Annotated in this window: 11 protein-coding genes; 7 read left to right on the top strand and 4 right to left on the bottom strand. The window is 64.3% G+C overall.

Annotated elements, in window-relative coordinates; all coding sequences use genetic code 11:
• The first annotated feature begins 113 nt into the window (after positions 1-113).
• Positions 114-1,091 carry an AraC family transcriptional regulator gene (locus tag OLX02_RS13160; protein WP_264423512.1) on the top strand — a complete coding sequence of 326 codons (978 nt, stop codon included), beginning with the start codon at positions 114-116 and terminating at the stop codon, positions 1,089-1,091.
• Here the strand turns inward: OLX02_RS13160 and aldA are convergent.
• From aldA to OLX02_RS13145, 3 genes are all read right to left on the bottom strand, one after another.
• Positions 1,082-2,521 carry an aldehyde dehydrogenase gene (gene aldA / locus OLX02_RS13155; RefSeq protein ID WP_264423511.1) on the bottom strand — a complete coding sequence of 480 codons (1,440 nt, stop codon included), beginning with the start codon at positions 2,519-2,521 and terminating at the stop codon, positions 1,082-1,084. The genes OLX02_RS13160 and aldA overlap by 10 nt on opposite strands.
• Positions 2,518-3,744 carry an alpha-hydroxy acid oxidase gene (locus OLX02_RS13150; RefSeq protein WP_264423510.1) on the bottom strand — a complete coding sequence of 409 codons (1,227 nt, stop codon included), beginning with the start codon at positions 3,742-3,744 and terminating at the stop codon, positions 2,518-2,520. Before OLX02_RS13150 ends, aldA begins: the two co-directional genes overlap by 4 nt.
• A 68-nt stretch (positions 3,745-3,812) precedes the next feature.
• Positions 3,813-5,054, bottom strand: coding sequence for a cytochrome P450 (locus OLX02_RS13145; RefSeq protein WP_264423508.1), 1,242 nt, complete (start codon positions 5,052-5,054; stop codon positions 3,813-3,815).
• 257 nt (positions 5,055-5,311) lie between these two features.
• On the opposite strand from OLX02_RS13145, the gene OLX02_RS13140 reads away from it, so the two are divergent.
• The 3 genes from OLX02_RS13140 to OLX02_RS13130 are packed head-to-tail and all read left to right on the top strand — an operon-like array spanning position 5,312 to position 7,471.
• Positions 5,312-6,043: an ester cyclase gene (locus OLX02_RS13140; RefSeq protein ID WP_264423507.1), complete on the top strand. Its 732-nt coding sequence runs from the start codon at positions 5,312-5,314 to the stop codon at positions 6,041-6,043.
• A gap of 7 nt (positions 6,044-6,050) precedes the next feature.
• The gene (locus tag OLX02_RS13135) at positions 6,051-7,112 is read left to right on the top strand and encodes an aldo/keto reductase (protein WP_264423505.1); all 1,062 of its coding nucleotides are present in this window, start codon (positions 6,051-6,053) and stop codon (positions 7,110-7,112) included.
• Positions 7,109-7,471, top strand: coding sequence for an EthD domain-containing protein (locus tag OLX02_RS13130; protein ID WP_264423504.1), 363 nt, complete (start codon positions 7,109-7,111; stop codon positions 7,469-7,471). Before OLX02_RS13135 ends, OLX02_RS13130 begins: the two co-directional genes overlap by 4 nt.
• 37 nt (positions 7,472-7,508) lie before the next feature.
• Here OLX02_RS13130 and OLX02_RS13125 read toward each other — a convergent pair whose 3' ends face one another.
• Entirely contained in the window at positions 7,509-8,987 is a 1,479-nt protein-coding gene (locus tag OLX02_RS13125) for an efflux transporter outer membrane subunit (protein ID WP_264423502.1), read from the bottom strand.
• Positions 8,988-9,080: 93 nt separating this feature from the next.
• On the opposite strand from OLX02_RS13125, the gene OLX02_RS13120 reads away from it, so the two are divergent.
• The 3 genes from OLX02_RS13120 (at position 9,081) to OLX02_RS13110 (ending at position 13,963) form a co-directional block, all read left to right on the top strand.
• Entirely contained in the window at positions 9,081-9,695 is a 615-nt protein-coding gene (locus OLX02_RS13120; protein WP_264423500.1) for a TetR/AcrR family transcriptional regulator, read from the top strand.
• 63 nt (positions 9,696-9,758) lie between these two features.
• The gene (locus tag OLX02_RS13115; RefSeq protein ID WP_264423499.1) at positions 9,759-10,841 is read left to right on the top strand and encodes an efflux RND transporter periplasmic adaptor subunit; all 1,083 of its coding nucleotides are present in this window, start codon (positions 9,759-9,761) and stop codon (positions 10,839-10,841) included.
• Positions 10,838-13,963 (top strand): efflux RND transporter permease subunit, encoded by a 3,126-nt coding sequence (locus OLX02_RS13110; RefSeq protein WP_264423498.1) that lies wholly within the window; start codon positions 10,838-10,840, stop codon positions 13,961-13,963. The genes OLX02_RS13115 and OLX02_RS13110 overlap by 4 nt, the downstream gene beginning before the upstream one ends.
• The last annotated feature ends 9 nt before the right edge of the window (positions 13,964-13,972 follow it).

Here is a 13,972-nt window from a genome sequence, read left to right as displayed (position 1 = left end):
CGGGGGGCTGATGCCTAGCCCGTTGGCCGGAGAGTGAAATGGCGCATGTACCAGCAATAGCAGATGATGCGAGGTCGGGCCTGACGGGCTGGGTTCTGGCGATAACCCGGGCCATGCGCGATTGCGGTATCGATTCCGCCGCCGTGCTGGAGGAAATCGGCATGGACCAGGCCTTGTTCCAGGGCGGGTACAGCCGATACTCGCAGGAGCAGATTTCCCGGCTCTGGCGCATGGCGATCGAGCTTTCCGGTGACCCTGCCTTCGGGCTGCGCGTGGCAGCACAAGTGCGCCCGGGCACATTCCATGTCGTAGGCTACGCCATGAGCTGCAGTGCCACGCTGGGGCGCGCATTGCACCGCCTTGCGTTCTATTGCCGCCTCATTTCGGATTCGACCACGGCGACCCTGACCGAAATCGGCGATACGGCGGTGCTGGAGTTCATCTTCGATACCGGCGGCGAACCGCTGATCTACCAGACTGTCGACACGGTCCTGGCCGCGATCCTTGGTTTCGCGCGCTGGATCAGCGGGGAACCGATCGAGCCCGTGGAAATCCGCCTGCAACACCAACCGACCGAGGAAGATGCCGCTTATCGCGAATTTTTCGGTTCGCCGATCACATATGGCTGCGCGCAGAACTGCATCGTGTTCCACAAGGCAGACCTCGAACGCCCCATTCTGGCGGCTGACGAGGAACTGGCGTCGCTTCTGGACACGGTTGCGAACCGCTATCTTGAAAAGCGGATGTCGGGCCGGATCGCGGTGCGCGTGCGCGACGTCCTGATCGCGGGACTGTCGGCAGGCTCGATTGCCAAGTCGGATGTGGCGCGCCAGTTGAACATGACCGAGCGGACTCTGCTGCGTCGTCTCAAGATGGAAGGCACGACCTTTGTCGACGTGCTGAACGATGTCCGCCAGGAAATGTCGTTCCAGCTCCTCCAGCGGCCCGGGCTTACCGTTACCGAGGTGGCCTATATGCTGGGGTTTTCCGACGAGAACACGTTCTCGCGGGCGTTCAAGCGCTGGACCGGCCGGCGCCCCGGGGCGATCACCCGGGAACGCAAGCACGGCAAGGGGGAAACTCAGGACTGAATGTAGGCAACCTGGGTGTGGGTATATTCGTAAAGGCCGTGCTTCCCGTCGGCCCCGCCGATGCCCGATCGCCGCACTCCGGCGTGAAAGCCCTGGATGGCCTCGAAGTTTTCGCGGTTCACATAAGTTTCGCCGAACTTCAGGCCGCGAATGGCGTGCATCGCGGAATTGAGGCTGTTCGTGAAGATCGACGAGGTCAGCCCGTATTCCGAGGCATTGGCAAGCGCGATGCCTTCGTCGAGATCGGCGATTGTCTGGACCATGACGACCGGCCCGAACAACTCGCGGTTCATCACCTCCATTTCGGCGGTGGCGCCTGACAGAACCGTTGCGGCATAATGGCACCCGCTGCCGGGGGCGCCGGCGGTCCCACCGGCCAGCACCTGCGCGCCCTTGGCGCGGGCATCATCGACCATGGTCGTCAGCCGGTCGACCGCTGCGCGATTGATGAGCGGGCCCATGTCGACCTGCTCGCCGCCCAGCGGATCGCCGTAGCGGACGCTCGCCATCGCCGCCGCCAGCTTGGCGCTGAACTCCTCGGCCACGCCCTGCTGCACGTAGATGCGTTCCGCGCAGTTGCACGCCTGGCCGGTGTTGAGCGCCTTCGATGCGCGCAGGACGCCGACCGCCAGATCGATGTTCGCGTCGTCCAGCACGATGGCCGGCGCCTTGCCGCCCAGTTCGAGGCTGACCTTCGTGATGTTATCCGCCGCGCGGCGCATGATCGCCGCGCCGGAGGCGGAACTGCCGGTGAAGCTGACCATGTCGATGGCACCGTGGCCTACCAGTGTGTCGCCCACGGTGGCACCGCGTCCGCTGACCATGTTGAACACGCCCGAAGGCAGGCCGCATTCCGCGGCAAGCCGGGCGAAGGCGGCTGCGCAGAACGGTGTTTCCTCGCTCGGCTTCATGACGATGGCGTTGCCCGTCACCAGGGCCGGGGCCATCTTGCGGGCGATCATGAAGAACGGAAAGTTCCATGGCAGGATGCCGGCCACGACGCCGAGCGGGCGGCGGAACAGGAACATGTTTTCGCCGGGCCGGTCGCTTTCGATCACTTCGCCTTCGATGCGGCGGCCCCACTCGGCCATGTAGTCGAGGTATTCGGCGGTGATGAACACTTCCATCTCGGCCAGTGGCAGCAGCTTGCCCTGCTCCTGCGCGATGAGCCGGGAAAGCTCCGGGATGCGGGCGCGGATTGCGTTCGCCAGCGCCCGGAGCGGAGCGGCGCGCGAATTCGCGGGGAGGGCGGCCCACGCCGTCTGTGCTGCGGCTGCGGCGCAGACGGCTTCTTCCACCAGCGCGGGGTCCGCTTCGGGGATGGCGCCCATCGCCTGTTCGGTTGCGGGGTTGAGGACTTCGATGGCGTCTGCGCCCGCGACGAAACGCCCGGCGACGAAGTGCTCGAATGTAAGGGGGCTGGCGGTCATGGCTGGGTCCCGTTCCTGATCATGGGGGCTGACGCGGGCGCGGCCCGCTCGGCGAGAAATCGTGGCAACTGTTCGGCCAGCCGGATGTGGCGTCGGTCGAGGTCATCGACCGACTGGCAGCCGAGCAGGGCCAGCGTGCGCGAAAGTTCCGCTTCGAGCAGCGTCAGCAGGCGGGCGACGCCACTGGTGCCGAAGGCGGAGAGGGCATGGACATAGGGGCGGCCGATCATCACGGCGTGGGCGCCCAGTGCGAGCGCCTTGGCGATATGGCTGCCCCTGCGAATGCCGCCGTCCAGAATGATTTCAAGGCCGGGGATGTCGGCATCCACGATGTCCGGCAGCAGGTCCAGCGTGGCGGCCCCGCCGTCAAGCTGGCGTCCGCCGTGGTTCGAGATAATGACGGCGCTTGCCCCGGCGCCGGCGATGCGCCGGGCGTCCTCGACCGTCTGTACGCCCTTTACCGCGAAAGGACCGCCCCAATAGGCAACAAGGCTCGCCAGCCGCTCGACGGTGATGTTGCTTTCCATCTTTGCCGCGAAAAATCCGGCGAGTGTCGACAGGTCGGTGTCCGATCCTCCCGCGGCTCCGGCGACGTTGGGCATGCTCAGCCTGCCGGAACGGAAATAGGCCGCACACCATGCAGGCCGGCGGGCAAAGTCGATCAGGCTGCCCAGCCCCAGTTTGGGAGGTACGGTCAGGCCGGATCGCGCATCGCGTTCGCGATTGCCGGCCACGATGGTATCCACCGTCAGGCAGATCGCGGTGTAGCCTGCCGCCTTGCAGCGGTCGAGGGCGGCGCGGTTCAGCCCGTCGTCATTCAACAGGTAGAGCTGATAGACTTTCGGGCCGGCTGAAGCTGCCGCAACGTCTTCGATCGAGGTCGTTGCCATCGTCGACAGGGCATAACCCACTCCGCCAGCGGTTGCGGCGCGTGATGCGCCGATCTCGCCGTCGGGATGAAACATCCGGCTCATGCCAGTGGGGGCGAGCAGCAGCGGAAGGCGAAGGTCGCCGCCCAGCACGCGACGGGCCATGTTGCGAGAACCCAGACCGCTCAGAACGTTGGGTACCAGCGCATAGCGACCGAAGGCGGCGGAATTGGCGGCCAAGGTCACTTCGTCATCAGCACCCCCCGCGATGTAATCGAACAGAGGGCGGGGAAGGCGCGACCTGGCCGCATCTTCAAAGTCGGCGGCGTTGAAACACTTGTCTGGTCTGCGCATGATTCATCCCCCGGCGTTTGCCGGTGCTTCCCCGCTCACTGTCGATTTCCGAAGGTCCTGAACGGAACCTAGCGCACCTTGAAGCGCACCTTGAGGTGGTGCGGGCCGCGCGCGAAGTAGGAGTCCAGCCACTCGACCTCGTCCGAAACGGGCTCGAGAACTTCGAACCGTTCGAATGCGATCTCGAGAGCCGACTTCGCTTCCATCCGGCTGAGATAGCTGCCCAGGCAGAAGTGCGGACCCTGCCCGAACGACATCAACGGCACTTCGATCTTGCGATCGATGTCGAACACTTCGGGATTGGCGAACTTGGTCTCGTCACGGTTGGCCGAGGCCAGCAGCGGCATCACCGTGGAGCCGGCGGGAATGTGCACGCCGCCAAGTTCGGTGTCCGCCATCGTGTGGCGGAAGATGATCTGCACCGGGGGATTGTACCGAAGCACTTCCTCCAGCAAGGCGGGGATGAGAGAGGGATCCTTGCGCACCCGCGCGTAAGTTTCGGGGTGCCGGTGCAGTTCGATCAGCGTGGTGCCGAGCAGGTTGGTCGTGGTTTCGACCCCGCCGATCAGCAGCAGGATGGACATCTGGATCACTTCGAGCCGCGTCATCCGCTCGCCGCCGATTTCGGCCTGGATGAAGTCCGAGATCAGGTCATCCTGCAGGTTGGCGGCGCGCTCGTCGTAGAGATCCTCGAAGAAGCGGCGCACCTTGTCCGAGGATTCGCGGATCACTGCCAGCCGCTCCTCATCGTAGGCCGCGCGGTTGGCCGCCGAAAGCAGGTTGTCGACCCAGACCTTGAATTCAGCGCGACGGGCGAGGGGAACGCCCAGCACCTGGGCGATGACCGTGACCGGATAGAGCGAGCAGAAGTCCCAGGTCCAGTCGATCTCGCCTTCGGTGCCGTGCTTGGCGATGATGTCGTCGATCAGTTCGTGGGCGACTTCGCGGGTGCGCTCCATCAGCGCCTTGATCTTGGCCGGGACGAAGGCCTTGTTGGCAAGCTTGCGCAGGTGGACGTGTCCCGGAGGGTCCATCGAGATCATCGGCGGAACTTCCGGCACGGGATCGTATTCGCCGAGCAGCGCGGGCCAGAACATCGACGAGGAGAACAGCCGGCCGTCGCTGAGCAGTGCCTTCACATCGTCATAGCGGGCGACGCCATAGGCCTGGAGCGAGGGCAGCCACTTCACCGGCTCATTGGCGCGGAGCTCGGTGTAGTAGGGGTAGGGCTCGTGCTTCACCACCGGATTGAGCGGGTCGTATTCCAGCCGCGCCGCCGCGTTCACAGGTGCATCAACCGACGTTGCCATTCGTCATACCCTTCCCGTTTGTCATTGTGCAGGATCCAGCCTGCATCAGTTGTCTGCGATGGTAGATTCGCCCGGACGGAAAATAAGGGCCGCACGTGCCAAACACGGTCCAAGGGTGCCAGCAATGGCATTTCCGGTCACTTGGCACGTTGAGCAGGGCGTTGGCGCGCTGGGCTATTGCTGGACGCGCACCACGACCGCATCGTTGCGACCGAGAGCGCGGCAGATAGCCGGCCGATCCACTGGAGAGGACATCGATGCATATCCTGTATTCGCACCGCGTGACGGATGAACACCTGACATCGGAGCAGCAGGCGCTGGTCGCGCGGCTGCGAGCAGGCGCCCCGCTGGCCATGGCCGACGATGGCGCGGTCGGCGTCGGGGGCGGATCTCGCCCGCGCCAGCACAAGAACTTCACCGCTGCGCAGGATTGGGTGACCGCCTTCTTCGACAAGGGTGCCGAAGAAGTGCTGGGCTACTATGCGGACGATTTCGTCTGGGAGGACATCGAGTTCATGCAGACGATCACCACCAAGGAGGAACTCTACAAGGCCTTCGTGGTGTTCAACAATTCGGGGCCGGATTCGCCGTTCGGCGTCCACAAGTTCGAGGTGCTCACCTATGACGGCGGACCCGCTGGCGAAAGCCGTGGCGTTCGCCGGAAGGGCGGCGTGCCGGATGAATGGAAGGGCGAGCTGGAAGCCGACTACAATCGCTTTGCCGGCAACATCTTCCTCGGCGCCGATCTCGATTACGACGAGTGGGGCTATATGCAGTGGATCTGGAAGGCCACGCACAACGAGGATTTCTTCGGGATTCCGGCGGCCGGTAAAACCACGGTCACGCGCGGCACGACCACGCAGATGTACAAGAACGGCAAGATCGTGCGGTGCCGCACCCACTGGAACTTCCGCGAGTTCGCGATCCAGTTGGGCGTGATCCCGCCGCCGGACGAAGCATGGCGCGCCAACCCTGGCCTGGCGATTTGAGGCCCCGATGCGCTATTCCATCCTTGGCCGCAGCGGGCTGCGCGTCTCGCAGATCGCGTTGGGCACGATGACCTTCGGCGAGGCGGCCGACTGGTCGCGCCCGGAACACGAATGCCGCCCGGTGTTCGACGCCTATGCCGAGGCCGGCGGCAACTTCATCGACACCGCCAACATGTACACAGGTGGCGAAAGCGAGCGCATGGTCGGCCGGTTCATCGCTCCCGATCGTGAGCGCTTCGTGGTCGCTTCCAAGTACGCCAACGCGGTGCCAGGTCGCGGCGACCCCAACGAAGCGGGGATGCATCGCAAGAACCTCGTGCAGTCGGTCGAGAAGAGCCTGTCGCGGCTGGGTGTCGACTATATCGACCTCTACTTCGTCCACTGGTGGGACTTCACCACGCCGGTGGAAGAAGTGCAGCGTGCGCTGGACGACCTGATCCGCGCGGGCAAGATCCTGCACATCGGGCTGTCCGACGTGCCGGCATGGGTCGTTTCGCGCGCGCAGGCCTTCCACGACCTTCGGGGATTGGCGCCAGTGGCGTGCATGCAGCTTGAATACAGCCTTGTGCAGCGCTCGATCGAGCGCGAGCACCTGCCGCTCGCCAAGGCGCATGACGTGGGCGTCATGGCCTGGTCGCCGCTTGCCGGCGGGATACTGAGCGGCAAGTACACCGGCGGTGCCCCCGCATCGGGTGCGAACCGGCTGGATTCGATGCAGCTCCAGCCGCTCGATGCGCGCAACAGGACGATCGCCGCCGAACTCGACGCGATCTCAAGCGAGATCGGAGCGCGGCCCGCCCAAGTCGCGCTGGCCTGGATGATGCGCAGGAACATCATCCCGATCGTGGGAGCCACAAGACCCGAGCAGCTGGTCGAGAACCTGGCGGCCGGTCGGCTTGTGCTGGATGATGCCATCGTGGCGCGATTGAACGCGGCAAGCGCGTTCGATGCCGGGCATCCCTATTCGATGCTGGAGTGGGACATGCCGATGACGCTGGGATACGCTGGAATGCGTGACCGGATCGACATTCCCGGCCTGCCTGGCAACTGGAAGGGGACAGCGGCATGACCATCCTGATCGTCTGCATCCGCCGCAAGCCAGGCATGAGCTTCGAAGCGTTCGATACTTATTGGCGCCAGCAACACGCGCCCTTGCTGCGCGCCTGCGGCGACTTTACTCGTCACCTGATCCGATACGAGCAGTATCACGTGCAGGATCGCGACAGTCCGGTGGCGCGCATGTTCGGCGTGACCAGCAACTACGACGGCGTCGCCCTGCTGGAATTCGCCGACGCCGATGCGATGCAGGCTGCCTTTGCCGAACCGGCCTATCTCGAGCAGGTCCGCCCGGACGAGCCCAATTTCGTCGACCTCGAAAATTCACTGCCGTTCATCGTGGAACGCCATGCCGTCCTCGGTACAAGTTGAGCCGGACTCGCGAGATATCATTATCCAGGTCGAAGAATCAGCCGGAGGTTTGTGGTTGATATCCAGGGGCAGCAAGCAACTCCGAAGACCAACCACCACCAAGGGCGCGGAATGAGGCAACTGCTCCGCGCGCCGCAGCCGCCTTTGCCTGGATTGCGCCATCGCGGGCCTCAAGCAGGCGCCGGTCAGCGTCGAGAACCTCTAGGAGGCTGAGGATGCCCCCCTTGTAGCCAACTTCGGCCTGGTCGCGGGCTTTGATGAGAGACGCCTCGCTATCGGTGAGCGACGCTGCCCGGGCTTCCTGCTGCAGCAACGTGGAAAACGCATCTTCCACGTCTTGCGATGCGCGCAGGACCGTAAGCTTGTAGGCCGCGAGCGCTTCGGCATTCTGGCCCTTTGCTGCGGCAATTTCGGCATCGACACGACCGAAGTCGAACAGGCGCCAGCGCAATCCGAACACGCCATTGGCCTGTGTGGCCTTCCCGGTAAACAGTCCGCCGGCGTTCATGGTCGCGGTGCCGAGCAGGCCGCTGAGCGAGAATTTCGGATAGTACTCCGACATCGCAACGCCGATGCGTGCGTTGCTGGCTGCCAGCCTTCGCTCGGCGGCGATAATGTCGGGCCGTCGGCGAAGGAGGGCGCTCGGGCCTCCGGCAGTGGAAATTGCAGGCGCCGCCGGGATACCGGCGGGCTTGGAGAGCAGGTCGTGCATGGTGCCGGGCTGACGTCCCAGCAGGACGTCCAGTGCGTTAGATGAAACGTCCAGCTCGTTCTGCAAGGCCGGAATCGCTGACTGGACCTGCGACAACGCCCCCGCAGCCTGGTTCACCTGCAGTTCGGATGCCAGCCCCCTGCTGAACTGCAGTTGCACCAGTCCGAGGAGCTTCTGCTGCGTTTCAAGCTGTTTGTGCGCCACCTCCAGGCGGTTCTGCAGCATGCGGATGGTCACGTAGCTGTCGGCAATCTGCGCGGCGACGGAAAGCCTTGCGGCAACCGCTCCTGCTTCGCTGGCCTGCCAATCGGCGCGCGCTGCGTCACGCGCGGCGTCCTTCCCGCCGAAGATGTCCAGTTCCCAACTGGCGCCCAGGTCCACTTCGTAGATGCTTCCCGAGCGATCGAAGCCGGGCAGGGCGCTCGCGACGCGTCCGGCAGGGGTTTCGAGCGACTGGTACGCCCGGCCTGCCTGACCGCCGACTTGTCCGGACGGCAGCAGGGCGGCATTCGCGCCCTTCAAGGCAGCGCGGGCCTGCATGACCCGAGCCCTGGCCTGCTCGAGATCGAGATTCTGCGCCAGGCCATCCTCTACGAGGCGGCCGAGCAGCGGGTCATCGAATGCGCGCCACCACAGGGCGAGGTCCGCATCTTGTGCCGCATTTGCCCGATGCTCTACCGCGGCTCCGTTAGGATAGGCTGCGGGAAGGGGCGAGGACGGAGGCGCATAGGCCGGTGTCGTCACGCAGCCTCCAAGCAGGGGAGCAAGGCAGATCGGCAGATGGAACATTCTGATGAGGCGCATGAGGACCCCCCTCGCTTTCGGGATGCGGTTTGTGACCGATGTATATTATGGTCACTTGTTGTCAATATGCATGTCCTGATGTAGGGGTGCGCCATGAGTACCAACGCTACAGAAACCTCGCCCCGCGGTCCCGCCGACCATGCCGTCCGGGACCAGATCATCACGGCTGCGCGAGACTGTTTCACCCGTTATGGCTTTGGCAAGACGACCGTTTCCGATCTTGCCAGGGAAATCGGCTTCTCGAAGGCCTACATCTATCGCTTCTTTGATTCCAAGCAGGCGATCGGTGAAGCGATCTGCGGTGAAAGGCTGGCTCTGATCGTGTCGCAAACGCAGGCATCTGTCGCGCAAGGGGATAGCGCGACCGATAAATTACGGCGTATGTTCAAAAGCTTGACCGACAAAACCTCGGAGCTTCTGTTCAACAATCGCAAGATCTACGAGATTGCCGCGCTTTCGGCGACCGAGCGCTGGAACTCTTCGCAGTCCTATTATGCCACGCTCAGGGAAATGATCGCGTCCATCGTCCGCGAAGGCCGTGAAACCGGGGAATTCGAACGCAAGACGCCATTGGACGAGACCTGCCGGGCTATCTTCTACACCATGATGCCGTTCATCGATCCGCTGCACATGGAGCGCAATTTCGATCTCCTTCCTGAGGCGCAGACGGAAGTGACGGGCCTGATTTTGCGCAGTCTGGCGCCGTGAAGTGACTAGTTGACATATTGGTCATAAGGAAACAAAAGGCTCTCGTCAAAGGAGGGCCTTGGTGTGGTTCTGACATCTCCGAAATGCGCGCTGATCCTGTTGTCTCTTGCGGTTGGGGGCTGCGCGCGATCCGATCCCGATCCTCGCACGCAACCGCCGCTCGTGCGCACCGTTGTGGTATCGCAAAGCGGCGCAAGCGAACGGGAGTTCACCGGTGTCGTCGCGGCGCGCGTCCAGAGTGATCTCGGATTTCGCGTAGGCGGCAAAGTCGTCGAGCGGCTTGTTCAGGCTGGCCAGGCGGTTCGGCGGGGGCAGCCGCTGATGCGGATAGATCCGGCCGACCTTGCGCTTGCCAGCCAGGCAGCCCGGGGGGCACTCGAGGCTGCCAGAGCCCGCGCGATCCAGACGGCCGCTGACGAACGGCGCTACCGTGACATGGTCGCTGCAGGGGCGGTTTCAGCATCGGCATACGATCAGGCCAAGGCTGCGGCAGATGCGGCCCGCGCCCAGCTTTCGGCAGCGCAGGCAGAGGCGCGCGTCGCCAGCAACGGCAGCAGCTACGCGCTGCTGGTCGCCGACGCAGACGGAACCGTGGTGGAAACCATGGCGGAACCCGGCCAGGTCGTCGGCGCCGGCCAGATCGTCGTGCGGATCGCCCGGTCGGGTCCGCGCGAGGCGCTGGTGCAACTGCCGGAGACGGTCAGGCCCCGGATCGGGTCCAGCGCACTCGCCAGCACGTTTGCTGGCGCCACCGGCACCGCGCAATTGCGGTTGCTGTCTGACGCGGCCGATCCGGCTTCGCGCACCTTCGAAGCGCGCTACGTTCTCTCAGGCGCCGCCGCTTCTGCGCCGCTTGGCTCCACCATCACGATCGCACTGTCGCAACCCGGCGCCGCCGGTGCGACCGTTGTTCCTCTTGGAGCCGTCCGCGATACCGGAAACGGGCCTGGGGTGTGGCTGATCCGTGCAGGTTCGCCTGCGAAGGTGGATTGGCGCCCGGTGCGCATTTCCGCGATCGGAGAGGACACCGCCACCATTGCGAGCGGACTGAAGCCGGGCGAGCGGTTCGTCGCGCTTGGGGCGCACATGCTGCACCAAGGGGAGGCCGTGCGGATCGAGCGGACCGCAACTGGAGCCGTGCGATGAGCGAGCCTGCAACGGTGCGCGAGCGCTTCAACCTGTCCGCGCTGGCCGTGCGCGAAAAGTCGGTCACGCTGTTTTTCCTGATCGCGATCGTCATTGCCGGTATCACCGCCTTCCTGAATCTCGGGCGGGCGGAAGATCCGAGCTTCACCATCAAGGTCATGACGGTCGTTACCGCGTGGCCGGGTGCGACTGCGCAGGAGATGCAGGATCAGGTTGCCGAGCCGTTGGAGAAGCGGCTGCAGGAATTGCGCTGGTATGACCGCAGCGAGACCTTCACGCGTCCCGGTCTTGCCTTCACCACGCTGACCTTGCGCGACACGATCCCTCCCGCCGACGTGCCCGAGCAGTTCTACCAGGCGCGCAAGAAGCTGTCCGACGAAGCGGCGAAACTGCCGAGAGGCACTTTGGGGCCGTTCGTCAACGACGAGTACGGCGACGTCAGCTTTGCCCTCTATGCGCTGAAGGCGAAGGGCGTGCCGATGCGCGAGATGGCGCGCGAGGCAGAGCAGCTTCGGCAGAGACTGCTCCACGTGCCAGGCGTGAACAAGGTCAACATCGTCGGCGAACGACCAGAGCGCATCTACGTCGAATTCAGCCAGGAGCGGCTCGCAACCCTGGGCGTTTCGCCGCGGGATATCTTTCAGGCGCTGTCAAACCAGAACGCGCTGACGCCCGCCGGTTCGGTCGAGACCAAGGGCCAGCAAACGCTCGTGCGCCTCGATGGCGCGTTCGACGACCTGTCGCGCATTCGCGACTTGCCCATCGTTGCAAACGGGCGAACCCTGCAGCTGTCCGACATTGCGGACGTAAAGCGCGGCTACGAGGATCCGGCGACGTTCCTCGTGCGCAATCAGGGCGAGCCCGCGCTTCTGCTCAGCGTGGTCATGCGGCAGGGGTGGAACGGTCTCGATCTTGGCAAGTCCCTGAAAACGGAAATCGGCAAGATCTCGACCGAGATGCCGCTCGGCATGACGTTGACGCCGGTCACCGACCAGTCGGTCAACATCAGCCAGGCCGTCGATCAGTTCATGCACACCTTCCTCGAAGCGCTGACGATCGTGATGATCGTCAGCCTGATCAGCCTTGGCTGGCGGGTCGGGATCGTGGTCGCCGCTGCCGTGCCGCTGACGCTTGCCGTGGTGCTGGTGGTCATGTGGTTTACCGGCCGGGTTCTGGACCGAATTACGCTTGGTGCCCTCATCCTTGCACTCGGCCTGCTGGTCGACGACGCGATCATCGCCATCGAGATGATGGTGGTGAAGATGGAGGAGGGCTACGATCGCCTCAAGGCTTCGGCCTACGCCTGGAGCCACACCGCGGCGCCGATGCTGGCAGGTACGCTGGTGACCGTGATCGGCCTCATGCCGGTCGGTTTCGCCCAATCGACCGCGGGCGAATACGCCGGAAACATCTTCTGGGTCGTCGGCTTCGCGCTGATTGCCTCGTGGTTCGTCGCGGTCATCTTCACCCCCTACATGGGCGTGAAGCTGCTGCCGGACATGAAGCCGGTGGAAGGCGGCCACAACGCCATCTATGCGACGGCCCGTTACAACAAGGTCCGCCGGCTCATCACCTGGGCCGTGGCCCGCAAGCGGCTTGTCGCGCTGGTGACCCTGGGAGCCTTCCTGCTTTCCGGAGCGGGAATGGCGCTGGTCAAGAAGCAGTTCTTCCCGACCTCGGACAGGCCCGAACTGCTCGTCGAGGTTCAACTGCCCAAGGGCACCGCCATCAGCCAGACGGGAAGGGCTGCGCAGGAGGTCGAGGCATGGCTGCGCAAACAGCCCGAATCGCAGCAGGTGACGACATACATCGGGCAGGGCGCCCCGCGCTTCTACATGGCCTTGTCGCCGGAACTACTGGACCCTTCGTTCGCCAAGATCGTGGTCCGCACGCCTGATCAGGAGGCGCGCGATGCCCTGAAGATGCGCGTGAGTAAGGCTGCGGCGAATGGCCTTGCCCCTGCCGCCAGGGTCCGTGCGACACAACTGGTGTTCGGTCCGCCTTCACCGTTCCCGGTCGCCTTCCGCGTGAGTGGGCCGGATCTGGACAAGGTGCGGGACATTGCCGCGAAGGTGCAGGCGGTGATGCAGGACGATCCGATGATGCGGACGGTAAATGCCGACTGGGGGGATCGTGCGCCGGCCGTGCACTTCGTGCTCGACCAGAACCGCCTGCGGGCGATGGGGCTCAGCTCTGCCGATGTCGCCCAGCAGCTTCAGTTCCTCCTGACCGGCGTGACGGTAAGCCAGGCGCGCGAGGATATCCGGACCGTCGACGTCATTGTCCGATCTGCCGGCACCGATCGGCTCGACCCCGCGCGAATGGGCGACTTCATGCTGGTCGGATCAGGTGGTCAGCGCGTTCCGGTCAGCCAGATCGGCAAGATGGAAGTCCGCATGGAGGATCCCATCCTGCAAAGGCGCGATCGCGTTTCCACGATCACCGTGCGCGGCGACATCGCCGATGGCTTGCAGCCGCCCGATGTGTCGATGGCGATGATGAAGAAGCTTCAGCCGGTCATCGATGAGCTCCCGTCGGGCTATCGCATCGACATGGCAGGTTCGATCGAGGAAGCGGGCAAGGCCAACGCGGCGCTCGCGCCGATCTTCCCGATCATGATTGTCCTGATGATGGTTGTGATCATCCTGCAGGTCCGGCAACTCTCGGCCATGTGGATCGTGCTGCTGACGGCGCCTCTGGGGGTGATCGGGGTGGTGCCGACGTTGCTGGTGACCGGCCAGCCCTTCGGCTTCAACGCGATCCTCGGCCTCATTGCGCTGGCGGGCATCCTGATGCGCAACACGCTGATCCTGATCGGGCAGATCCAAGACAACCTCCAGGCCGGACTGACGCCGTTCGACGCCGTAGTGGAGGCGACGGTCCAGCGGTCCCGGCCGGTCATCCTCACGGCACTGGCGGCGGTTCTGGCCTTCGTTCCGCTCATCAGCTCGTTGTTCTGGGGTTCGATGGCGATCACCCTGATCGGCGGAACCCTGGGGGGGACCATTCTGACACTGGTGTTCCTCCCGGCACTCTACGCCCTGTGGTTCGGGATCACGCCCCCGACGGCAGATGCACCAGATCGCGAGCCGCAGCACGCACCGGAAGCGAGCTTCGCGTGACCAACCTGA

Source organism: Novosphingobium sp. KCTC 2891 (genome assembly GCF_025938155.1).
In the GTDB taxonomy this organism is placed as follows: Bacteria; Pseudomonadota; Alphaproteobacteria; order Sphingomonadales; family Sphingomonadaceae; genus Novosphingobium.
Note: the sequence above shows the minus strand (reverse complement) of the source record. Positions and strands in the feature narration are given on the sequence as shown.

Excerpts from the sequence above, each read along its gene's own strand:
- OLX02_RS13120 (WP_264423500.1), top strand. The coding sequence starts at position 9,081 with ATGAGTACCAACGCTACAGAAACCTCGCCCCGCGGTCCCGCCGACCAT.
- OLX02_RS13110 (WP_264423498.1), top strand. The coding sequence starts at position 10,838 with ATGAGCGAGCCTGCAACGGTGCGCGAGCGCTTCAACCTGTCCGCGCTG.
- OLX02_RS13130 (WP_264423504.1), top strand. The coding sequence starts at position 7,109 with ATGACCATCCTGATCGTCTGCATCCGCCGCAAGCCAGGCATGAGCTTC.
- OLX02_RS13140 (WP_264423507.1), top strand. The coding sequence starts at position 5,312 with ATGCATATCCTGTATTCGCACCGCGTGACGGATGAACACCTGACATCG.
- OLX02_RS13125 (WP_264423502.1), bottom strand. The coding sequence starts at position 8,987 with ATGCGCCTCATCAGAATGTTCCATCTGCCGATCTGCCTTGCTCCCCTG.
- OLX02_RS13160 (WP_264423512.1), top strand. The coding sequence starts at position 114 with ATGCGCGATTGCGGTATCGATTCCGCCGCCGTGCTGGAGGAAATCGGC.
- OLX02_RS13150 (WP_264423510.1), bottom strand. The coding sequence starts at position 3,744 with ATGCGCAGACCAGACAAGTGTTTCAACGCCGCCGACTTTGAAGATGCG.
- OLX02_RS13145 (WP_264423508.1), bottom strand. The coding sequence starts at position 5,054 with ATGGCAACGTCGGTTGATGCACCTGTGAACGCGGCGGCGCGGCTGGAA.
- aldA (WP_264423511.1), bottom strand. The coding sequence starts at position 2,521 with ATGACCGCCAGCCCCCTTACATTCGAGCACTTCGTCGCCGGGCGTTTC.
- OLX02_RS13135 (WP_264423505.1), top strand. The coding sequence starts at position 6,051 with ATGCGCTATTCCATCCTTGGCCGCAGCGGGCTGCGCGTCTCGCAGATC.